At 70.9% G+C, this 22,894-nt stretch carries 17 protein-coding genes; 11 read left to right on the forward strand and 6 right to left on the reverse strand.

The features are described from left to right. Positions 1-20: 20 nt before the first annotated feature. From ACFUPX_RS40950 to ACFUPX_RS40960, 3 genes are all read right to left on the reverse strand, one after another. Entirely contained in the window at positions 21-842 is an 822-nt protein-coding gene (locus ACFUPX_RS40950) for an endonuclease I family protein (protein ID WP_383334253.1), read from the reverse strand. 213 nt (positions 843-1,055) lie between these two features. Continuing rightward, entirely contained in the window at positions 1,056-1,838 is a 783-nt protein-coding gene (locus tag ACFUPX_RS40955; RefSeq protein WP_383334255.1) for a thioesterase family protein, read from the reverse strand. 82 nt (positions 1,839-1,920) lie between these two features. Continuing rightward, the gene (locus ACFUPX_RS40960; RefSeq protein ID WP_383334257.1) at positions 1,921-3,117 is read right to left on the reverse strand and encodes an acyl-CoA dehydrogenase family protein; all 1,197 of its coding nucleotides are present in this window, start codon (positions 3,115-3,117) and stop codon (positions 1,921-1,923) included. Positions 3,118-3,357: 240 nt separating this feature from the next. Between ACFUPX_RS40960 and ACFUPX_RS40965 the strand changes: the two genes are divergently transcribed. After that, entirely contained in the window at positions 3,358-3,579 is a 222-nt protein-coding gene (locus tag ACFUPX_RS40965; protein WP_383334259.1) for a hypothetical protein, read from the forward strand. Positions 3,580-3,642: 63 nt separating this feature from the next. Here the strand turns inward: ACFUPX_RS40965 and ACFUPX_RS40970 are convergent, their stop codons facing one another. Together ACFUPX_RS40970 and ACFUPX_RS40975 are read right to left on the reverse strand one after the other, a co-directional pair. Continuing rightward, positions 3,643-4,101 (reverse strand): RrF2 family transcriptional regulator, encoded by a 459-nt coding sequence (locus ACFUPX_RS40970; RefSeq protein WP_383334261.1) that lies wholly within the window; start codon positions 4,099-4,101, stop codon positions 3,643-3,645. Positions 4,102-4,147: 46 nt separating this feature from the next. Then, on the reverse strand, positions 4,148-5,356 hold the full coding sequence (locus tag ACFUPX_RS40975; RefSeq protein ID WP_383334263.1) for an ROK family protein: 1,209 nt from the start codon (positions 5,354-5,356) through the stop codon (positions 4,148-4,150). A 225-nt stretch (positions 5,357-5,581) separates the two neighbouring features. On the opposite strand from ACFUPX_RS40975, the gene ACFUPX_RS40980 reads away from it, so the two are divergent. From ACFUPX_RS40980 to ACFUPX_RS41025, 10 genes are all read left to right on the forward strand, one after another. After that, a complete protein-coding gene (locus ACFUPX_RS40980; protein WP_383334283.1) occupies positions 5,582-5,659 on the forward strand; it encodes a putative leader peptide in 78 nt (25 codons plus the stop codon). 155 nt (positions 5,660-5,814) lie between these two features. Beyond that, positions 5,815-6,822, forward strand: coding sequence for a TauD/TfdA dioxygenase family protein (locus ACFUPX_RS40985; protein ID WP_383334265.1), 1,008 nt, complete (start codon positions 5,815-5,817; stop codon positions 6,820-6,822). Between the two features lie 422 nt (positions 6,823-7,244). Then, the gene (locus ACFUPX_RS40990; protein WP_361040187.1) at positions 7,245-7,472 is read left to right on the forward strand and encodes a type A2 lantipeptide; all 228 of its coding nucleotides are present in this window, start codon (positions 7,245-7,247) and stop codon (positions 7,470-7,472) included. A 111-nt stretch (positions 7,473-7,583) separates the two neighbouring features. Then, on the forward strand, positions 7,584-8,390 hold the full coding sequence (locus ACFUPX_RS40995; protein ID WP_383334267.1) for an HlyD family efflux transporter periplasmic adaptor subunit: 807 nt from the start codon (positions 7,584-7,586) through the stop codon (positions 8,388-8,390). Then, complete coding sequence (locus ACFUPX_RS41000) at positions 8,387-10,669, forward strand: NHLP family bacteriocin export ABC transporter peptidase/permease/ATPase subunit (RefSeq protein ID WP_383334269.1); 2,283 nt, start codon at positions 8,387-8,389, stop codon at positions 10,667-10,669. The genes ACFUPX_RS40995 and ACFUPX_RS41000 overlap by 4 nt, the downstream gene beginning before the upstream one ends. Before the next feature lies 1 nt (position 10,670). After that, positions 10,671-13,532, forward strand: coding sequence for an NHLP bacteriocin export ABC transporter permease/ATPase subunit (locus ACFUPX_RS41005; RefSeq protein ID WP_383334271.1), 2,862 nt, complete (start codon positions 10,671-10,673; stop codon positions 13,530-13,532). A gap of 194 nt (positions 13,533-13,726) precedes the next feature. Further along, a complete protein-coding gene (locus ACFUPX_RS41010; RefSeq protein ID WP_383334273.1) occupies positions 13,727-14,761 on the forward strand; it encodes a hypothetical protein in 1,035 nt (344 codons plus the stop codon). A gap of 8 nt (positions 14,762-14,769) precedes the next feature. After that, positions 14,770-16,311, forward strand: a complete 1,542-nt coding sequence (locus ACFUPX_RS41015; protein ID WP_383334275.1) for a CHAT domain-containing protein — start codon at positions 14,770-14,772, stop codon at positions 16,309-16,311. Further along, positions 16,311-19,436, forward strand: coding sequence for a tetratricopeptide repeat protein (locus tag ACFUPX_RS41020; protein ID WP_383334277.1), 3,126 nt, complete (start codon positions 16,311-16,313; stop codon positions 19,434-19,436). Before ACFUPX_RS41015 ends, ACFUPX_RS41020 begins: the two co-directional genes overlap by 1 nt. After that, positions 19,436-21,532 (forward strand): FHIPEP family type III secretion protein, encoded by a 2,097-nt coding sequence (locus ACFUPX_RS41025; RefSeq protein WP_383334279.1) that lies wholly within the window; start codon positions 19,436-19,438, stop codon positions 21,530-21,532. The genes ACFUPX_RS41020 and ACFUPX_RS41025 overlap by 1 nt, the downstream gene beginning before the upstream one ends. 31 nt (positions 21,533-21,563) lie before the next feature. Here the strand turns inward: ACFUPX_RS41025 and ACFUPX_RS41030 are convergent, their stop codons facing one another. Next, entirely contained in the window at positions 21,564-22,739 is a 1,176-nt protein-coding gene (locus ACFUPX_RS41030) for a serine hydrolase domain-containing protein (protein ID WP_383334281.1), read from the reverse strand. Positions 22,740-22,894 lie beyond the last annotated feature (155 nt).

Genomic DNA, 22,894 nt, shown 5'->3' on the forward strand with positions numbered 1-22,894 from the left:
CCACGACCGGCAGCCGTGACCTACCAGATCGCCCCGACCCACTCGGGGTGGTCGACGAACGGGTTGCGGTTGTGCTGGAACTGGTCGTAGATGACCTGGTTCCGGTTCTTCTCGAACGCGTCCGGCGGGTCCTCGTCGCTCCACTGCTTCAGGACGGAAAGACGTCCGATCGCGGGGGAACTGCCGTTGTCGACCTTGTCGTTGGGCTCCAGATCGGCGAAGCCGTCCTCGCCGTCGTAGCGCACGCCCATGTAGAGGATCATCCGTGCCACGTCGCCCTTGACGGCGTCACGGGGCTCGAAGGAGTCGGCGTCGGTGTTGTTGCCCGGCGCCTCGCCGACCGCGCTGCCGCCGTTGTCGAAGTCCTTGTTGCCGCGCGTGCTGTTGACCGAGACATCCTCCGGGCGCAGGTGGTGGATGTCGGTACCGGGACCGGTCGAGGTGCCGAAGTCGCCGTGGGACTTGGCCCACACGTGCTCACGGTTCCACTGGTCCGGGTCGCCGCCGTTGCTGTCCTTGCTCTGCGAGCGGCCGGTGTAGAGGAGGATCACGTTGCCGCTGTCGGCCGGGTCCTCGTCGGTGACCTTCAGCGCGTCCCAGACCTGGTCGTACGAGAGCTTGGTCTGGTCGCTGATGATCGTGTGCAGGGCGCTCTTCAGCTCCGGACCGGTCTTGCCGAGCGCGTCCTTGTAGTACGTGTCGTCATAGGCGCCGACCGGGGCGGCGGACGGCGTGGGGGCCGTGGTCGCGGCGTCGGCGGCGGCCGGGAGGGTGATCCCGACGAGGACCGCGGCGGCGGTCATGGCGAGCGGTTTCCAGCGACGTATGTGAGGGACGGGCATGTGGGGGTGTCCTCTCCCAGAGGGCTCGCGCACCGCGGATCCCCTCAACAGGACCTGCGTTCTACGCGAGTTGACAAGTGGGCCAACGGGAGAGTGGCACGGGTGGGCGCATCACTGTATGAACGTTGCGGGTCGACTTTGTGACGATGTCATGGACGCGACATGCGTTGACGTGTGCGCCCGACGTGTGACGCGGCCTGTCTGTCGGGCGGTCTACATGGGGCGGACGGTGAGGATCTGCTGGGCGTGCCCGACCGGGCCGTTGATGTCGTGGAGGACCGTGCTGGTGATGCCCTGCCCGGTCGGTCCGAAGGTCACCGTGGTGTCGAGGCCCGTCCAGTCGCCTTCCGGCTGGCGGTGCAGGTGGATGGTGAGGTCCACGTTGGGGAACATCCAGTCCGTGGGCTGCTGGCGTACGGCGATGCCGTTGGCGGTGTCGACGAGCGCGACGAAGGACGCGAGGGGGCTCGCCGTCTGCCCGGCGACCAGGTTGAGGGGGGTGGAGATCCACGCTGTCGTACGGCCCGGCTGCGGGGGCGCGAGCGGGCGGACGTCCACGGAGGCGATGTATCCGCCGGGCCACACGGTGGCCATCGGCCAGGGCGTGAGCGCGTCGGGCGGGGTCAGCTTGTCGGCGCCGCCGCCCGCGACGGCACTGGTGTCGCCGGAGGCCAGGAGCCAGGCACGGGCCCGCACCACCGGACGGTCGGCCATGAGCACCACGGCTTCGACCAGTTCGATGGTGCGGCCGGGCCGGATGGTCTCCACCCGGATCTCGCACTCGTCGAGGGCCGGCCGCCCCAGGATGTCGAAGCTGATCCTGGACAGGACGAGGCCGCGGTCCGGCTCGGCGGCCAGGTATCTGTCGATGGCGTGCACGATGAGGCCGCCGAGCGGACTGAAGTGCTGCTCATCGGTGGCCCAGGCGCCACCGGCGTGGGGCGTGGGCTTGTAGCGGTGCTCGGCGGTGGGCTCGTAGTAGCTGCCGGTGCTCAATGGGGGCTTCTCTCTCGGCCGGGTTCCGGTGTCCGAAGATCGTACTGACCGGAGAGAAGCCGGAAGAAGGACGGGGCGGCTGCTACTGGAGCGCGTTGAGGTAGTGCTCCCCGATGTCGCGGAGGCGGTGGGCGGCCGAGCTGTGGGCCGTCAGGGCGCGGGCGTTGCGCCAGAATCTGTCGAGGCCGGGGTCGGTCGAAGGCGCTGGTGCGTCGGCGGTGAGTTCCAGGACGCGGGTGGTGATGTGCAGGGCGGACCTGGCGGTGACCGCTTCGGCCGCGCCCACGAGGAACGCGATGTCGGCACGCTCGTCGGCGCCGAGCGCGGGCCCCGCCTCCAGGCCCCGGGCCAATGCCTCCGTCGCGCGGTCCGCCACCGCCGCGGCGGTGTGCGCGGCCGTCGCCAACTCGCCGTAGGCGAGCAGCAGATAGGGGTCCGTGGGCGGCGGCCCGCAGTCCCCGCCGGTGTCCGGAGCCGTCATCGGGCCGGGGCGCGGCAGGGCGCGGCTGATGTCCCGTGCCTCGGCGAGGGCGCCCTCCGCGTTGCCCAGGCCGGCCTGGACGAGCAGCAGGCGGCGGGTGAGTGGCGCGAGCGCGGTGAACGGCGAGATCTCGTGTTCGTCGACCGGCACGGTGCCGAGCACCTGGTGCGCGGCCAGCGGTACGTCGTCGTAGCTGACGCCGCCCGCGCCGCTGAGGCGCTGGCCCAGCAGGTCGTGCGCCGGTTCGGCGGCGACGCCGGGGTGGGCGGGGTCCACATGGACGACGACCCATTCGCCGTTGTCCGTGCGCCGCGCGGTGTGCACGAGCCGGTCCGCGACGGCGACGCCCGCCGTCAGCGGCCGCCGCCCGTGCAGGACGTAGCCGCCGACGGCCGGGGTGAGCGCGAGGTCGGTGCCCGTCTGGGCGTCCGGCAGTTCGATGTCGCCGCCCCAGAGCCACTGCTCCCGCACGGCGCGCAGTTCGAGCGCGGCGGCGTCCTGCGGCGTACCGAAGAGGCGCGGGCTCCACGACAGGGCGTGGTGGTGCGCGAGGAGTTCGGCGATGGAGCTGTCCGCCGCCGCGATGTCCCTGACCGCCGTACACGCCGTGCGCCAGTCGCTGCCCCTGCCGTCCGCGCCGGACGGCGTCAGGAGCGCGGGCAGTCCCGCCTCGCGCAGCCGCGAGACCTCGTCGAACGGGGGCTTGCCCGCCCGGTCGCGCAGGTCCGCGTCGACGGCGAGGTCGTCGGCGAGTTCCCGGACGACGCGCGGCGAGGCGCAGGGGGTCAGCGTTGTCACGGAGGACGCCTCACAGATTCCTAGTTTCCCTACCTGATTGATAGGAATAGTGGGCTCGAACTCCTGCTGCGACAAGGGGGCGTTCAAGGGATGGACGGCCGGGTCTCGCAGGGTGGGATCGTGCAGACCGCAACGATGTCGTCGGATGAGGCGGACCGCCGGCGGACCGCCGGCGGACCGACGGCGGGGCGCGGCGAAATTCGGTTACGGAACCGCGGGCCGGGTGCCTAGCATCCGACCATGCCAAGACCCTCCGGCTTCACCTATGAGCAGCACCCCGACGCCAGCGTGACGATCACCCATCACGGCCGCGCGGCCGGCACCCTGCGAGGTGCGCGCGCCGAGAAGTTCCTCGCCGAGGTCGAGTCGGGCGACGCCCAGCTGGTGATGGCCCGCTGGACAGGTGCGTACAAGCACGGCAATGAGCGCACGGCACGCAATCACCCGCGCAACCGGCGTTAGAGACCCCTGCGCAACCGGCGCTAGGGGCCCCCGCGCAACCGGCGCTAAGGCGCGGGTCGCTGCTTAAGGGTTCGTCCAGGCGGCGGGATCCGCGGCGAGCTCCGTGACCGTGGTGGGCAGTTCGGCGCCCGCGACGTCGGCCAGGGACACGCCGTCGAGAATCTGGCGGACGTTCGCCCGCAGCGCGATCCACAGCGGGAGCAGCGATTCCGCGGGGCCGCTGTAGGCCAGCTCCGGAGGGCGTACTCCGCGCACCGACACCAGGGGGCCCTCCACGACGCGGATGACGTCCGCGATGCTGATGCGGTCGGCGGGCCTGGCCAGGCGGTAGCCGCCGTTGCCGCCGCGCTGGCTGAGGACGAGACCGCCGCGCCGCATGTCGTTGAGGATGCCTTCGAGGAACTTGTGCGGGATCTCCTGGGCGTCCGCGATGGCCTCGGCCTTCAGCGGCCCGTCGTCCTGGCACGCGGCGAGTTGCAGCGCGGCACGTACCGCGTAGTCCGCCCTGGCTGAGATCCGCATGGCCGCATTATGCTGCACCGCCCGGAACGGAACGTATCGCCCCTGGTCATGAGGTGGCGTCGCCGAGTGCTTGCAACGGGCTTCTGAACAGCGGATTCAGCAGCACCGTGGCCGCGGCCACCGGAAGCGCGGCCGGTCCCGCGTGCGGGCCGACGATCCGCTGGGGATCGTCGCAGACCACCGAGTGGCCGATGGCGGCCGTGCGGATCTCCTCCAGATACTCCGGGTCGAGCAGGCTCGACTGTTCGGTGATCACGGCAAGATCGGGATTGAGTACGTCGAGCAGGAGCCCGGCGGCCCGGCCCACCGCGCGGGCCCGCTCCCGCAGCAGCGCGTCCGCGCGCCGGTCCCCGGCCGCCGCCGCGTCCACCACCAGGGACGCGCTCGGCTCGGGGACGATGCCGCGCGTGAAGGCCCGGTGGGCGAGCGCCGTGTCGGACGCCGTCGCCTCCAGGCAGCCGGTGCGGCCGCAGGGGCACACGGCCGTGCTGTCCGGCACCGGGAGATGGGCCACGTCGCCCGCGCCGGAGCGGGGCCCGCGGTGCACGACACCGGCGATCGCCAGCGCCGCGTCCACCACGTTGCCCACGAAGAGATGCAGCAGGGAGCGCCGCGCGGCGGGCCGCCCGAAGAGCAGCTCGGACTGCGCCACCGCGCGCGCGTGGTTGTCGACACGGACCGGAAGCCCGGTGTGCCGCCGGAGTCCGGCGCCGAGCGGGTACTGGTGCCAGCCCAGCGCGTCGTGCCGTACGACCGTGCCGGTGGCGGGATCCACCCAGCCGCCGACGGCCGCGCCCACCCCGAGCAGCGGGCCGCCCACCGTGCGCCCGGCGAGGAACGCGGCCAGGGCGCGCCCCACCGCGTCCGGCAGCTCCGCGGCGGGGACGCCCTCGTGGCGGAAGCCGCCTCTGGACAGGACCCGGCCGCGCAGATCCGCGAGGCAGAAGGTGGAGCGCGGTACGCCGATGTGGATCCCGGCGGCCACCGGGCCGCCGCCGTCCCCCGCGGTCAGGTCCACCGGGATCTGCGGCCGGCCCACGCCGCCGGACGCGACCAGCTCAGGGACCTCCCGTATCAGGCCGATGCGGGCCAGGTCGGTGCACTGCCGGGAGACCGCGGCCGGACTGAGCCCGGCGCTCCGGGCGATCGCGCTGCGGGACACCGGGCCGTGGTCGAGGACGGCGCGCAGTACGGCCGCGACGTTCGCCTCACGGCGGCCGTCACCGGAGGTGGGCGGTGCGGGGGTGTGCGGCATGAGGGGCCTTCCGGCATGAGTCCGCGGGTGAGGGGGTGAGGGGCCGCAGGGGTAGGGGAGTTGCAGGTGCTGGCGGTACAACCTGCCCTGTGGCCACGGCATTTGGCGAGCCTGGGTGGTCCGTGTCACTCCGGGGATGTCGGGCTCGTTGCAGGGTCGTGAAGCGGGCGGGGGAGTCCTTGACCGTGCTTCCGGCGGGCGGCCATGCTCCTGGACATGACCGCGATGACCCCTCTCGTCCCGCGGCTCCACGTGGACCTGGGCCGCCTCGCCTCAGCGGCGTGTCGTCCGCGCGTGGCCTGACCGCCGCTCCCGTTCTCTGCCGCACGGTCACCTGATCCGCAGTCCTCGCATCCTCGCGCCGTAGATCGGGCGGTCAGGCATGCCCTCCGAGCCGCGCCGACTTCTTTCCGCTCCGAGAACATCTAACGCCCGCCCCACCGAAGGGAACTCGACCCATGACGTCCGCACCCGCAGTGGAGACCCCCCAGACCCCCCAGACCCCCCAGACCTCCGAAGCCCCCACGCCCGCCCCCACCCTCACCGTCCAGAAGGTCGGCGGCCGGATCGGCGCCGTGATATCCGGGGTCCGGCTCGGCGGTGACCTGGACGAGACGACCGTGGCCGCCGTGCGCGCCGCGCTCCTCCAGCACAAGGTCGTCTTCTTCCGCGGACAGGAGCACCTCGACGGGGAGAGCCACGAGGCCTTCGCCCGGCTGCTCGGCACCCCCGTCGCCCACCCCACCGTGCCCTCCGTGGACGGCCGTTACGCCCTGGGTATCGACAACGAACACGGCGGACGCGCCAACCAGTGGCACACCGACGTCACGTTCGTGCCCGCCTACCCGGCGTTCTCCATCCTGCGCGCCGAGGTCATCCCGCCGTACGGCGGCAACACCCTGTGGTCCAACACCGCCGCCGCCTACCGCGACCTGCCCGAGCCGCTGCGGATCCTCGCCGACAGTGTGCGCGGCGTGCACACGAACGACTACGACTACGCGGCCGCCCGCCCCGGCGCCTCGTCAGAGGCGCTCGAACAGCACCGGAAGGTGTTCACCGCGGTCACGTTCCAGACCGAGCACCCGGTGGTCCGTGTCCACCCCGAGACCGGTGAACACACCCTGATCCTGGGCAACTTCATCCAGAAGCTCAGCGGGTTCAGGGCCGCAGACTCGCGCGCGCTGATCGGCGTACTCCAGTCGCACGTGGAGCGGCCGGAGAACACGGTCCGCTGGCAGTGGCGCGCGGGTGACGTCGCCATCTGGGACAACCGCGCGACGCAGCACTACGGAGTCGACGACTCCGACGACCACGAGCGCACCCTGCGCCGCGTCACCATCGACGGCGACGTGCCGGTCGGCGTCGACGGCCGCCGTTCGGTGCTGCTCGCACCGGAGTCGGTGCCGCGGCCCGGCCACGGGATCGCCTCCGGCGCCTCCACGGACGGCGCGGTCGCGGAGGCCTGACCTTCGCGCCGCCCCCTCAGGGCTTCGCGCTGTCCCGTTCGGCCACCATTCGGCACGCCTTCAATAAACCTGCACATCGAATACGCAGCCCAGTCACGCTATTCGGCGAAGACTCCACACAAAGTGCTTGTGTATTGACCACAGAACTCGCGCTTTGGTGCGAGAGTGTCCGCTTTGGTGGAGGGAGTCCTTCCGCTCGTGGGATTTCCTTCTGTGAATTTTGTGAAGGAGCTGCCCCCAGGCAGTGAACATGCCTGCACGCAGCGGTGATTCGATGCCGCGAGCGCCACCGGACGTCGCCCCGTCGATTGGATGTACGACGTGCGAACGTGCTTTGATCCTGGCCACCGCGGAATTCGCACCTCAGGTTCCGCAGTGTTGGAAACACCTTTGCACCATTCATGAGAAGGGCAGCTCACACCATGAACTACACCCCCCAGGTCGAGACCCTCGAGATTTCCGACGCCGACCTCGACAACGTCTCCGGTGGCCTCGTCGCCGGTGTCGCGGGCAACGTCACGGACACCGTTGACTCCATCGCCCCGGTCTCGGGCGTCGTCGGCGGCGTCGTCGGCACCGTCGAGGGTGTCACCGGCCTGAACACCGGCGCCGTCACGGGCCTCGCCGGCGGTCTGACCGCTGGTCTCTGAGCTGTAGCTCACTGAGACGCCAAGATTCGTGAGCCCCGGAACCATTGGTTCCGGGGCTCACGGACGCCACAGGCAAGGCTGACGCCACAGGCAGAGTAAGGGAAGCGTTCCGTGCAGTTCCGTCAACAGGCCCTGTCCAAGCTGCAGTCGCCCGAGGAACTCGACCTGCCGGTGCGCTACGCCCGACCCCAGGGCCTCCTCGTGCTCGCCGTCACCCTCGTCGTCATGGCCGCCGCGAGCGTCTGGGCCGTGACCGGCTCGATCGCCTCCACGCTCAAGGCGCCCGGCATCCTCACCCACGGCCAGGGCAGTTACGTCCTGCAGAGCCCCGTCACCGGGCAGGTGACCCGGGTCCTGGCCGACGAAGGCAAGCGTGTCGCCGCGGGCGCTCCCGTGCTCAAAGTCCGTACGGACCAAGGCGACAAGGTCGTGCGCTCCATCGCGGCGGGCCGCGTGACCACACTGGTCGCCAGGATCGGCACCGTCGTCACCACCGGCGCCGACGTCGCGACCGTCGAGCGGGTCTCGGGCGGCGACGACCCCCTCCTCGCCATGGTCTACGTACCCGCGCAGAGCGCGGCCACCGTGCCCGTCGGTGCCTCGGTGGACCTCACCGTGCAGTCCGTGTCCACGGAGGAGTACGGCAAGCTGCGCGGGCGCGTGAAGGCGATCGGGCGAACCGCCCAGAGCCAGCAGAAGATCAGCGGGTTCCTCGGGGACAAGGAACTGGCCGGGCAGTTCACCAAGGGCGGGCCGCCCGTGGCCGTCCTCGTACAGCTCGAACGCTCCTCGTCCGCCAAGTCCGGCTACAAGTGGTCCTCCGGCGGCGGTCCGCCCTTCGCGCTCGACTCCATGACCCTGGCCACCGGCGCCTTCCACCTCGCCGAGCAGCGCCCGATCGATTGGCTGCTTCCGTGACCGCACCGCACCCCTCCCCGGCGCACCAGCAGCAACTGCCGCCCCCCGGCGGCCGTCGCAGGCACCGCCCCGAGCCCCAGCGGGGCCGCCGCCGCTCCGCGCCGCGCCCCGCGTCCAAGGGCAAGCGGCAGAAGACCGTACGTACCCCCACCGTCCTGCAGATGGAAGCCGTGGAGTGTGGCGCCGCCGCCCTCGCCATGGTCCTCGCCCACCACGGACGGCACGTCCCGCTGGAGGAGCTGCGCATCGCGTGCGGTGTCTCGCGCGACGGCTCGCGGGCCAGCAACCTCCTGAAGGCGGCGCGCAGTTACGGCCTCACGGCCAAGGGCATGCAGATGGAACCGGCCGCGCTCGCCGAGGTGAAGGCGCCCGCGATCCTCTTCTGGGAGTTCAACCACTACGTCGTCTACGACGGCATGGGCCGCCGCCTCGGCCGCCGCGGCACATACATCAACGACCCGGACAAGGGCCGCCGCTTCGTCCCCTCGGAAGACTTCGACACGAGCTTCACCGGCGTCGTGCTGGTCCTGGAGCCGGGCGAGAACTTCCGTACGGGAGGCCGCAAACCCGGCGTCATGCGGGCCCTGCCCGCGCGGCTGCGCGGCACCACGGGCACCATGCTGGCCGCGCTCTTCGCCAGCCTGCTGCTCGTCGCGGTCGGCGCCGCGCTGCCCGCGCTCAGCCGCACGTACATCGACCTGTTCCTGATAGGCGATCAGACGTCCCTGCTCGGCGCGCTGTTCGCGTCGATGGGCGCGATGGTGGCGCTCACCGTCGTCCTGACCTGGCTGCAACAGGCGAACCTGCTGCGCGGGCGCATCATCTCCTCCACGCTCAGCAGCGCCCGCTTCCTGCGCCATCTGCTGCGTCTGCCCGTCACGTTCTACGCCCAGCGCAGCCCCGCCGACCTCGTCCAGCGGCTCGCGTCGAACGACGCGGTCGCCGAGACCCTGGCCCGCGACCTCACGGCCGCGGGCGTCGACGGAATCGTCGTACTCCTCTACGCGGCCCTGCTCTGGACGTACGACCCCCAGCTCACCCTCGTCGGCGTCGGCATCGCCCTCCTGAACATCGTCGCGATGCGCATCGTCATCCGGCTACGGGCCACCGGCACCCAGAAGCTGCGCGCCGACAGCGCCAAGCTCACCAACACCTCGTACACCGGCCTCCAGTTGATCGAGACGATGAAGGCCACCGGGGGCGAGAACGGCTATTTCCGGCGGTGGGCCGGCCAGCATGCCACCACCCTGGAGGAGCAGCAGCGCCTCGGAGTGCCGAGCGCCTGGCTCGGTGTCGTCGCGCCCACCCTCGCCACCCTCAACAGCGCCCTGATCCTGTGGATCGGCGGCCTGCGCGCGGTGGAGGGACACCTCTCGATCGGTCTGCTCGTCGCGTTCCAGGCCCTGGTCACCCGCTTCACCGCGCCGATCACCCGCCTGAACGGCGTCGCGGGCCGCATCCAGGACTTCGGCGCCGACGTCGCCCGCCTCAAGGACGTCGAGAACTTCCCCGTCGACACCCTCTACTCGCGCCGCGAACCGGAGGCGAGCACCCGCCGCCTCAAGGGCCACGTCACCCTCGACGACATCACCTTCGGCTACAGCCCCCTCGACAAGCCGCTCCTGACGGGCTTCTCCCTCGCGGTCGGCCCCGGTCAGCAGGTCGCTCTCGTCGGCGGCTCGGGCAGCGGCAAGTCGACCGTCTCCCGGCTGATCTCGGGGCTCTACAGCCCCTGGGAGGGCACGATCCGCATCGACGGACAGCGACTCGAGGACATCCCGCGTGGCGCGCTCGCGGCCTCCGTCTCCTTCGTCGACCAGGACGTCTTCCTCTTCGAGGGCACCATCCGCGACAACGTCGCGCTGTGGGACCCCTCCATCCCGGACGACGCGGTCGTCGCCGCCCTCAAGGACGCCTGCCTGTTCGACGTGGTGGCCCGCAGGCCCGGCGGCATCCACGGCCGCGTCGAGCAGGACGGCCGCAACTTCTCCGGCGGCCAGCGCCAGCGCCTGGAGATCGCGCGCGCCCTGGTCCGCCGCCCCAGCATCCTCGTGCTCGACGAGGTGACCAGCGCCCTGGACGCGGAGACCGAGCAGGTCATCATCGACAACCTGCGCCGCCGCGGCTGCGCCTGCGTCGTCATCGCGCACCGCCTGAGCACCGTGCGCGACAGCGACGAGATCGTCGTACTCGACCACGGCCAGGTCGTGGAGCGCGGCCGCCACGAACACCTCGTCGCCGCCGGCGGGCCCTACGCCGACCTGGTCAAGGAGCACTGAGGTGACCTCGGTACCGCAGCAGTACGACGCCTACACCCATGACCCGGTCGCCGCCGCCTTCGGCGCGCTCGGCACCCCGGCCGACTGCACGGGCCTGCGCAGCGTGCACCTCGAAGGCCCGCAGGTCCTGTGGCTCGTGGTGGCCGGCGCGCTCGACCTGTTCGCGGTCGACGCCGTGCAGCAGGGCCACTGGCACTTCCTGGGCCGCCTCGAACCGGGCACGCTGCTCGTGGGCCCGGTCGAAGGCCCCCAGCACACCCTCGTCGGCCGCCCCCTCCAGGGCTGCGAGCTGCGCCGCATCCCGCTGCGCGAGCTGTACCGCCCCGATTACGGCGACACCTGGGCCTACGAGCAGCAGTACCCCAGTCAGTACGACACCCAGGACGCGTCCCTGAGCCTGCTCGAGCACGCCTTCGCGCTCGGCATCGGACGCAGCCACCGGGTCCTGTTCGAGGCGCCGCTCGACGGCCGCACCATGGCCGACGACGAGGCCACCGACGACGACATCCTCTGGATGCCGGTCGCGCCGGGCAGCGTGCAGTACGGCTCCGCCTACAGCGCCGAGGCCGCGGGGGACCTCCTCGTCGACGCCGCCATGTGGCAGCGCATGGTCAACCAGCAGTACCGCCTCCTCTCGACGCTCGACCGCTGGATCGAACGCCTGGAGCGGGCCCACGAGGACCGCACGGCGGCCGGCATCAAGGCGGGCGAGACGGTCCGCGAGCAGGCCGACCGCACCCTGATCGCTTCCATCGGCCGCTCCGGCAGCAGGGGCGGTGCGCGCCGCGGCGAATCCCGGGGCGGTGACGACGCGACGTACGCGGCCTGCCGCCTGGTCGCCGAGGCGGCCGGCATCACTTTGTCCGGCGCTGCCGAGGGAGGCGCGGTCAGCGACCGGATCGACCCGGTGGAGCAGGTCGCGGTGGCCTCGCGCATCCGCACCCGTGCCGTGCGGCTAGACGGGCGCTGGTGGCGCGAGAACACCGGCCCGCTGGTGGGACACCGCGCGGCCAGCGGACAGCCGGTCGCCCTGCTGTGGCGGCGCGGCGGCTACGAGTCCGTGCATCCCACGTCCGGGCGCCGCATGCGTATCGACGAGACCAACGCGGAGGAGTTCGAACCGCGGGCGGTCATGTTCTACCGCCCGCTGCCGGAGCGGACGCTGACGCCGTGGCGACTGTTCCTCTTCAGCCTGCGGGGCACCGGCGCCGACGTACGCAATCTGGCGATCGCCGGGCTGGTGACGGTCGCGATCGGGGCGCTGGTGCCGATCGCGACGGGCCAGGTGCTCGGCGTGTTCGTGCCGAACGGCGAGAAGAGCCTCATCGTCCAGGTGTCCCTGGCCGTGATGATCACGAGCATCGTCTCGGCGGCCTTCATGCTGCTGCAGAACCTCACCATCCTGCGGATGGAGGGCCGCATGGAGAGCGCCCTCCAACCAGCGGTCTGGGACCGCCTGTTGAGGCTCCCCACCCGCTTCTTCGCCTCCCGCTCCACCGGTGAACTGGCGAGCGCGGCGATGGGCGTCAGCGCGATCCGCCGCGTCCTTTCGGGCATCGGCCCCGTCGCGCTCCAGGCGGGCACGGTCGGCGCGATGAACCTGGTCCTGCTGCTGCTCTACAGCGTCCCGCTGGCCTTGGCGGCGCTGGCGATGCTCCTCGTGATCGCGGCGGTGTTCCTCACCCTCGGTCTATGGGAACTGCGCTGGCAGCGCCGCCTGGTGGAGCTGAGCAACAAGCTCAACAACCAGGCGTTCCAGACCCTGCGCGGCCTGCCCAAACTCCGCGTCGCCGGGGCGGAGAGCTTCGCGTACGCGGCGTGGGCGGGGGAGTTCGCACACAGCAGGGAGCTGCAACAGCGCGCGGGCCGCATCAAGAACGTGACGACGGTCCTCAACTCGGTCTATCTCCCGCTCTGCACGCTCATCATGTTCATCCTCCTCGCGGGCCCGGCCCGCGGCAGCCTGACGGCAGGGGAGTTCCTCACCTTCAGCACGGCGGTGACGATGCTCCTTACGTCGGTCACGCAGCTCACCGGAGCGCTGATCTCGGCGGCGGCGGTCCTGCCGATGTTCGAGCAGATCAAGCCGGTGCTCGACGAGGCACCGGAGGTACGGGGCGCGAGCACGCAGCCGGGCGAGCTCCAGGGCGAGATCGAGGCCCGAGCCCTTTCCTTCCGCTACGCGGACGACGGCCCCCTGGTACTGGACGACGTGTCCCTGTCCATCCGGCCCGGCGAGTTCGTGGCGGTCGTCGGCCCCAGCGGCTGCGGCAAGTCGACGCTGCTCCGCCTGCTGATCGGCTTCGACAAGCCGGTTTCCGGCAGCGTCCTCTACGACGGCCAGGACCTCTCGGCCCTCGACCAGGCGGCCGTCCGCCGCCAGTGCGGCGTCGTCCTGCAGAACGCCCAGCCGCTCACCGGCTCGATCCTGGACTGCATCTGCGGCGCCGAGACGTTCACGCAGGAGGAGGCGTGGGAGGCCGCGGCGATGGCGGGCCTCGCCGAGGACATCAAGCGCATGCCGATGGGCCTGCACACGATGATCTCGGGCGGCGGAGCGGTCTCCGGCGGCCAACGCCAACGCCTGATGATCGCCCAGGCCCTGATCCGCCGCCCCCGGGTCCTCTTCTTCGACGAGGCGACAAGCGCCCTGGACAACGAGACACAACGCACGGTGATCGACAGCACCCGAGCCCTGAACGCCACCCGCATCGTCATCGCCCACCGCCTCTCCACGGTGCTGGACGCGGACCGAGTCATCGTCATGGCGGAGGGCCGGGTCGTCCAACAGGGGGCGCCTGCGGAGTTGTTGGCGGATACGGGCGGGCGGTTGCATGAGTTGGTGCGGCGGCAGATGCAGTAGTGAGCCGGGGGTAAGAATCCGTTCCGGAGCGTCGTCGGCAGAGGGCGCTCGGAGGTGAAACCGGTCTCTCGGCCCGACAGGTGAACTACGCTGGGTTCCAGTGAGGTGACCTTGCGTGTCGCCTGCGGTGTGTGTCGCCTCCGGCAACGGGGGCGCCCTCACGAGGCGACCGCGTGGCCGGGGGAGGAAATGCCATGCGCATGGTCGACGGCGTCATCACTCGAGTGCAGGCACTGCTGCGTACCCCGGCGCGACCGCCGATGGCGGTGATGATCGATCCGGAGCATGCCGATCGCCCCTTGCCCGGCGGAAGGCTCGACCCGCGCCGGGACTACTTCGAAGTGCGCGTCAACCGGCTCCACCTCGGATACGAACGGGAGTGGTTCAGCCGGTTCGTTCCGGTCGTCTTTGTGGCCAGCGAGTTCTCCCACGACGGTGCACACACCGCGGTCCCGGCCCTGGTGGGGCCGGGGTTGATCGAGCACCTCGGTGGGGCCACCCCGGTGGGCAGCGTCATCGCGGACTCCAGGGTCGCCGGGCCGCACCCGGTGCCGCCCGGCGGTGTCGCGGTGTCCGTCGTCCTCTACCGGGTGGAGAAGGAGCAGGTGGCCCAAGCCCTCTTCGACGTGGTCGAGGGGGCGGCCGGTGCCCTGGACCTGACGGCAGGCACCCTTCCGTACACCGCGCTGGCCAAAGTCGTCGTCAACGGAGTCACCGCACTGGTCGGCGGAGACCAGCCCATGCTGGCCCGACGGGACCACTTCGACCCGGTGACGCCCGGCTATTACGCATTGATCGACGACACCGACGGTATCGACCCGGCGGACCTGCACATCAGGGACGGCGATTTGGCCCTCGGGGCGGGCGGTCGCATCGAGCCGTACCGAGCCTCCGACTATGTGCTCTACAGCATCAGCCGGGTGCGCCCGCAGGACGTGGACCTGACCCGCCTTCCTCTGAACCAAACCTGGCAGGACGTCGTGCGCCAGGCGACCACGGCCACGTCGAAAGACCTGTGGAGGGGTACTAAGGCCACCATGTCCACGCTCGTCGGACAGTTGTACGCCAGCCCCGACCTGACCTGGGAGCACGCCGAGGCGCTGGAGCACGCGTGGACGGAGGACATGCTGGCCCTGCGGGACCGGGCTCTGCGGCGTGCGCACCTCGCCGACGACCGGCGGCCACCGGACCTGGCACGCCACCGGGCCCTCTCGGTGCTCGACCTGTAGGGGTGCCCGTGCCCACCGCCAAGCTCACCATCGTCGACGACTTCCACGGCGATTACGAGGACGATCTCCTCCACTCCGCCGGCGAGAACAGCCAGGTGAGCGGACGGCTGGGCGGCAGTCCGCTCATGCGCGACACGATCGAGCTGCTCAGCCACTGGGTCGGCAACTACGACCAGTGCGGGCGCAAGGAGCTGGAACTGCTGGGGCGGTATCTGTACACGGTGGCCTTCGGCGACGACTGCCCGTCCAGCGGCGGGCCGACGGGGGCGACGGGGGAGCCGTCCCCTCTGCGGCGGGCGTTCGAAAGGGCGTACACGTTCTATCGGCAGAAGGGCGTCGGGGGCTGCTTCCGGCTGCAGCTCGTCATCGGCGGTGAAGCACGGCAACTGGGCTCCTTTCCCTGGGAGTTCCTCTTCATGCCGCAGTCCGAAGGCGGCTTCTTCCTGGCCGGGGAGAGATCGGACTTCGTCCTGACCCGCTACGTCCCGAACGAGGACGACTCAAAGATCATCGAAGAACGCTCCGTTCCGGGCGACGAGGGCTCCGATCGGATGCGCATCCTCGTGGTGCTCTCCCGCCCGCAGGCTCCGGGGGCGGCGGACATCGAGGCGGGGAAGCTCGTCGATGCGATCAAGAAGCTGCGCTCGTCGGACACCGATGTGGAGGAGCTCCAGTCCCCGACCCGCCAGGAGTTGCGGCAGCGTCTCGAAGCCTACCCGGCGCACATCGTCCACTTCATCGGTCACGGCAAGGACAACGCACTCACCTTGAAGAAGAGCGAGTGGGCCCTGGCTCAGGAGAGGCTGGACAGGATGCCCACGAACTCGCACGGCTCCGCGGCACAGGAGTTGGACGAGGCGGACCCGGCCGACAGCCGGTCGGTCTGCTCGCTGTTCTGCCACGGGCTCGACAGTGGCCCGGGGCTCGAACGTACCTCTGTCCCAAGGCGCCTGATCTTTCTGCATTCCTGCTACGGCGCAGCCGTGCGCCCTTCTGGGAACGCTTTGAGGAGCTTGAGCAGTATCGCCCGGGACTTGGCGGGCAAGGAGGGCATCTCCGCCGTCATCGCGATGCAGTACGCGATCGCGAGCGAGGACGCGGAACGATTCGCCATCCGGTTCTATCACTGGATAGGAAGCGGCAAGCGGGTCGACGACGCCGTGAGCTGGGCCAGACGCGAGCTCGGGGAGATCTCCAGCCGGGGCCGCCAGGTGTGGGACGACCCCTGCTTCGGCACGCCGGTGATCTATGTGCGCAGAGCAGGCGTGTTCTTCCCCCGGCGACTGCCTGCGCGGAGCGCGCGGGAGTCCGGTTGGCCGCAAGGCCACCGCCCGGCGTCGTACACGGGCGGCGGACTCTCCAGTGCCCCGCGGGTGCTGGAAGACAGGCGCCCCGGCATCGGACGGCCGAGGGACCCGGGACGAAGCGCTGAGCGTGGCATCGGCTACGGAGCGGCGGACGCGGCCTCGTCCTCCGGCTCGGCCTCGGGGTACACCCCGGAGGACGCGCTCCTGCTCGGTGCGGAGCCCGACATGGGCGAGGAGGACTGATGCCCGCTCCGCAGCCCGTCGTCGTGGTCCTGGCCGACGCATTTCGAGATGCGGTCCTCGCCGGTGCGAACATGAGCCGCGCCGTGGAGGTGCTCGAACCGTTGCGGGCCGTCGCGGACGAGAGCAACGACCTCTACAAGCTCTGTGACTGCGTGGACGTGGCCGCGGGGAAGGTGGCCATGGAGGTGCTGAAGCCGGTCGTGGACACGGTCCGCGAGCGGGTGATCGGCCTGCTGTGCGACACCCTCACCGCCTCGGTGGGCGACGCGTTGGACCGCGACCGCCAAGAGGGCTGGCGCACCTGGCTGCGCTGCTACGCCGAGGCGCTGGAGCACTTTCGGGAGCCCGTCTCGCGGCACCTCTTCGCAATGGACCTTCCCATTCCGTTCCCTGCCTCTCCCGGGCGGGAAGGTCTGCTGCGCTGGACCGACCACGCCTATGCGAGGCGCTGGCTGAGCGCCTACCCGGTGGTGCCCTACCTGCTCGAACACGCCGACCTCCCTCGCAGGACACGCGTCGATCTGCTGGTGACGGCGGGCGAGATCCAACTGCACTGGGGCTACCGCCCGGACAAGGCGAAAGCCATGTTCGACGCGGCGGAGGCGAAGGGAAGATTCGAGCCGCGGACCTGGGAGGGCATGGGGGGCTTCCTGCTGGAGAAGGGTGATCTCGAAGGTGCGGAGCGCGCCTTCGACCGCGCCGTGCAGCTGGGCCCGGACCGAAGTGGCACGGGCTATCGGGGGCTGGGGGAGTGCGCCCTCCAGCGGGGTGACGTCGAAACCGCCGAAGAGCGGTATCTCAGCGGCATCTCGGCGGTCCCCCATGACGTGGACTGCTATCGCTCGCTCATCCAGCTCTACGGTCGGCCCGAGATCTTCGAGGACCGCAGGGGCCGCCTGTCCATGCTCGCGGCGCGCGCCGTCGCGGTGGCGCCGGCGTTCCGGTACGAGGTCGAAGTCGATCTGGGCCTGGTGCACCAGGAGAACGAGGAGACCGAGACCGCCTGCCTGCACTTCGCCACCGCGGTGGAGCTCCACCCCGACCGGTCCTGGGCGCGCCTCGAACTGTCCAAGCTGTACCTGGCCAGGAACGACCTGGACAGCGCCGAGGAACAGTGTGCCCTGGCGATAGGCGACGACCCTGAGTACGGCATAGCCCACTGGCAGTTCGGCAGGATCTGTGAGCGGCGCACGGAGTGGGATCGCGCCATCCGCAGCTACGAGCGGGCGCTGGAACTCCTCCCGGGGCTGCGGACCCATCTGCTGGCCGACATCGCCTTCACGCAGCTGGCCGCGGGGCGCGCGGAGCGTGCGGCCGGTGTGGCGCTCGGTGGCCTGGAAACCGATCCGGCCGACGGCCAACTCCTCGACGCGGTATGCGAGATCGCCCTGAAGACACTGACCGTGCAAGGGGATGCGGCGGCGGCAGAGCAACTGCTGTCCCAGGTGCGGCAGTTGAACGGCGATGACTTCGAGGCCACGTACCAGCAACGGCGCGGCCACATGTACTACGACGCCGGAAGGTACGAGGAGGCAGTCCCCGCCTACGAGCGCGCACTGGCAGCGGGGAGCGATCGACCGGAGTACCGCGTGGACGTGGCGCGCGCCTTCCGCATGAAGGGTGACTGGAACGGGGCGAAAGAGGCGCTGGAGCAGGCGCGCATGCTCGGCGGAGACGACGAGCTGTGCCGCACGGAGCTGGCGGCCGTCTGGAACGAGGAAGCCAACGAGCAGTACGACGCGGGGCGCTACGACGAAGCGGCCGAGGGCTACCGCCAAGCCATCGAACTCGCTTCGAACGACGCCGTGTTCCACGCGAATCTGGGAGGGGCGCTGCAACTGGGCATGCGGCCTGGCGGCCGGGCCAAGGCCCTCCAAGAGGCCGTCAAGGCGATGACAGAGGCCGAGAAGCTCTCCGATGTTCCCGGTTACCACGTGCGCCGCACCCAGCTGGAGCGGCTGGCGGCGTTGGTGGAACGCTTCGGTGAACTGGTGGCCACCCCCTTGATCGCCACGCCCGTCCAGATCAGCGTCGCCGATGACTTGGTCCCGCTGGTCAATCCCGCGCAGGACGGCACCGACTTCTTGTACCGGCTGGTCCCCGCCGCCCGGGAACGAGCGCGGGAGCAGGACGGAGTGCCGCTGCCGGGCTTCAGGTTCCGCGGCGATCCGGAACTGCTCGGGGGCGGCTATACGATCCAGGTCGAGGACATCGAAGTGGCCCGTGGGTCGGTCGTGGTCGGCCGGGACTGTCTGCTCGGGTCGGCCGAGTCGATCGCGGCTGCCGGGCCGCTCGACGAGGGAACCGACGGGTTTCACTACCGCGGCTGGAATCCCCTGACCAGGGGGCCGTGCTGTTGGGTGAGCCCGGAGCAGCCGGAGAACCCAGAGAACCCAGAGAACCCAGAGAACCCGGACGGCGACGCCGACGGGATCCGCCGGGTCACCGCCACCGAGTTCCTGTTGCTGCACGCGGTCCAAGTGGCCCGGCGTGAAGCCTGGCGCTGGTTCACGACCGACGACGCCGAGGGGTGGCTGGCCGAGACGGGCCGGGCAGGCGACACCGCTGCTGAGGGCGCCAGCCCGTCGGTACCCGCTGAGCCTTCGCGAACCCGGCTCGCCACCAGACTCCTGCGGACCCTGGTGAGGGATGGCGTCGCGCTGACCGAGCCGACCCGGGTCGCCGGTCTGGTGGCCGAGGCCGAGCTCCGGGCAGGTGAACCGGCCGACGCCGTCCGGTGGCTGCGGCGAGCGCTGCGCGACAGGCTGCCGGGCAACGCACCTGACGTGGCCCGGATCCCGGTGCCCCCGTGGGTGGCGGACGCGATGAGTGGCGGACCCTCCGGCGAGGCCGTCCCCTCGGCCGTCGGCGGGGCAGAGCCGTGGCTGGACCCGGGTCAGGAACAGCGGCTCATGGAGGAGCTGCGCCGTCTGATCGGCACCGAGGAGCGCATCGCGTTCGTCACGTCGGACGCGGCGGCACGCCCCTACCTCGAATGCCTCGTCGACGGCGGCATCGGAGCCTCGTGGGGCGCCACCGCAGGCGTACTGGAATCCGCCGAGGTGAGCGGGGCGGGCGATGCGGGGGCCGTCCGAGGCGACGACGACAGAGGGGAGCACTCGTGATGAGCGGCGCCGTGCCACCCGATCGCGCTGCCGAGCGGACGGACCACGTCTCCCTCAGGGTCACCGTGGCAGTGCGCGGCCCGTTCGCTCGGCACCTGCGGACCGGACGCGGCCAAGAGCTGTGCGCCGCCGAAGTCGGCGCCCGGCTCGACCAGGTGATCAGCGACCTGGGGCTGGCCGCCCGCAGTGCCGTCGAGGTGCGGACGGTGACCGGCGCTCCGGCGGGGCCGGAGGAGGCTGTCTCGCCGGAGGACTGGATCGAGCTTCGAGTCGGCGGTACGCGCTGCCGCTATCCCGCCGAGTCGCTGGCCCATCTGGCGGCGGCGATGGAAGGGCGTCTCGCCGAGCGGGTGAGTCCCCCTCTGCCCGAGAACTGGGCGTCTTCCCCCGACCCCGAGCAACGCACCGCCGTACTCGTCGGCACGACCTGCGCCGAAGCGGTCAAACTGCGGCCGTGTGTGCTGCTGGGGCCCGAGTTGATCCGGACGTACACGAATGACCTTCGCGGACGTGTCCCCGACCGACTGGCCGGTGTCGTCTCTCCCGAGTGGCTCTCCCCCGTGCTCGGCGGAGTCCTCGACCTCGGAATCACAGTGGGAGACCGGACCTTGGTCGCCCAAGTCCTGGCGGAGGGGGCAGAACGCCGACCGTGCGAAGCGCGCGAGTCACTCGTCTCCGCGTTGTGTGCGGATTTCGTCGAGGTGCTCGTGCCGGAGACAGTCGCGGCTCAGCTCGGACGTGGCGACGTGGGGGACGACGGCGACCTGCTCGGGTACGTGACCGGCGCCATGCTGGACGAGAACGGAAGTCTGATCCCGGCCTTCCGCGTCGCGCCACCGCCGGAGGGCTTCCCCGCAGGCTGCTTCGCCTTCCGGATGAACTCCTTGCTCACTTCTCCGATGGCGCTCCTCGCCCCTGACGACCTCCTGGTGACCGACACCCCGGATCAGCTTGTGCTGCGCGGCATCCCGGCCCGTCCGGCCGTCAACCCTGCCACCGGAAAACCGGCCGCCCTGGTCGCGGCAGCCGAGGGGCCTCGACTGGAAGCCGAAGGCCTGACCACCTGGAACCGGGTCGGCCATGTGCTCCTCTGCCTGGCCCACGAACTGCGCGTCCGAGCAGGCTGGTTGGTCCATCAGGACAAGACCCAGGCTCAGCTCGACATCCTGGCAACCGCGACCCCGGCCCTGGTGGAAGCGGTCCGGTCGAGTTTGCAACCGGCTGCTCTGACAGCCCTGTTGCGAGCCCTGGCTGCCGACAAGGTGTCGCTGCGCAACCTCCCGCCTGTGCTGGAGAGGATCGTCGACTCGGCCCACGGGCACTCCACTGCCTCCCGGTTCGCGGTCCTGGGCGATCCCGTCACCGCCGTATCGGCGTCCACGGGAGCGATCGGGCAGAGCGACCCGGCCTGGCTGGAAGCGTTCGTGCGCACGGGACTTCGCCGCACGATCGCCGACCACCACACCCGGAGCAGCGGAACGCTCGTCGTCCACCTCCTTGACCCGGCACTCGAACGGCTGCTCCGGACGCACGGCGACGACGAGGCGGGCGGGAAGCCCGAGGAGTTCGAGGAGTTCGAGGAGCGGGACGGCCGGGTGATCGCCGCGATCGGAGCCGTGATCGGCCGGACATCGCAGGACGCACATCTGCCCCACGTCCTCACCGCCGACGATGTGCGCCCCGCGCTGAGGTCGGTTCTCGCGTGTGTGCTGCCCCGCCTCGGCATCGTCGGCTACGGCGATCTGCCCCCCGATCTCAACATCCGGCCCGTCTCCTGGATCACGCTGGGCGACGCGTGCACGGACGGCGGGATGGAAGCGGCGGAGACCGGCACCGGGCACGCCCCGTGGCTCGGGCACACAGGTGGGACCGGACCGCCCACCTGGTACGGACGGTGTCCGTGCGGAGGGCGGTACGAAGAGCGCAGGGTGGACGTGGGGTTCACTCGGACCCACGACGGAACCCGGCACGTGCTGTCCGACATCCCGCAGGGTGTCTGCACACTCTGCGGTGCACGGGTGTACAAGCTGGCCGTCCTTCAGCGGATCGAAGCCGTGAAGAGGGCCGTCCAGGACGATCTCCCCCGCGGTGGGTAGGGCTCGCCCCGGGCTGAATCCTTCTGCTGCCTCACACCCCGGCCGCGTACCGCCAAAAGTCCCGCATCAAATCGGGAAAGCTGGGCCCGCCCATCTGCAGCTGGCTGTACATGACGGTGACCGTGCCGGTGGACGGGGTGATGTGGGCCGTCGCGCCCGTGCCGCCGACCCAGCCGTAACGCCCCGGCACGCTCCACGGTTCGACGGGGTCGATGTCCACCGCGCCGCCGAATCCCCAGCCCATCCCTTCGAGGAACAGTCCGGCGGACTCCCGCTCCGGCGTGGTGAGTTGATTGGTCGTCATCTGGCGGACCGAGGCCGGTGCGAGCAGCTGCCGTCCCTCCGCCGCACCCTCGGCGAGCAGCATGCGGCCGAAGGCGAGCCAGTCGTCGACGGTTCCGACGAGGCCGCCCGCGCCGGAGGGGAACGGAGGAGGGCTGCTCCACTGGCCGTCGGGCGCGTCGAGCAGTTCGAGGCCTGTCTCGGGGTCACGCTCGGGGCCGGCCTCGGCGCCAGCCGCGTAGTAGCTGGTGAAACGGTCGAGCTTGGCCTGCGGCACCGAGAACGCGGTGTCGGTCATGCCGAGGGGCTCGAAGATCCGCTCCGCAAGGAAGTCGGGCAGCGGTGCTCCCGTGACCCGGGAGATCAGGACGCCCTGGAGGTCGGAGCTGAGGTTGTACAGCCAGCCGTCGCCGGGCTGGTGGAGGAGCGGGATCCGGGACAGTGCGGCCATCCACGCGTCCGGCGCGGGGACGGCCTGCGGTTGCGGCGGCCCCTGCTTCAGTTCGCTGAAGAGCGGCGCCAGCGCGGGCAGCGAGAAGTCGGAGGGGAATCCGTGTCCGGAGCGGGCGGCGAGCAGGTGGAACACCGTGATGGGCCGGACCGCCGGGACCACGTCGTCCAGCGGCGAGTCCGGGGCACGGACGACGCTCGGCGACGCCAGCTCCGGCAGCCACTCGCCGACCGGGTCGTCCAGCGCGATCCGGCCCTCCTCGACCAGCATCATGACGGCCGCGGCGACCACGGGTTTGGTCAGCGACGCGATACGGAAGATGGAATCCCTGGCCATCGGGGCGCTGCCCCCGACATCGACGGACCCGACGGCCGCGACCTCCTCGACCCGGTCACCGCGGGCCACCAGGCCCACGGCTCCCGCCACGGAGCCGTTGTTGACGTGTGTCTCCAGGGTGTTGCGCAGATCGGCCATGCATCCACCCTCTCAGCCGGGCTCGTGCGCGAGCGTCATTTCGTACGGTGCTTTGAGCTGTCGGGGCCCTTCTCCCGGCAGCTGGTGCGGGCGCGCAGAAGCCCGGCCTGCCGGACCGTCGGGGCGCGATGGCGGCGAGGTGCGGCAGGCCGGGC

The organism is Streptomyces sp. NPDC057302, from assembly GCF_042667685.1.
Taxonomy (GTDB): Bacteria; Actinomycetota; Actinomycetes; order Streptomycetales; family Streptomycetaceae; genus Streptomyces.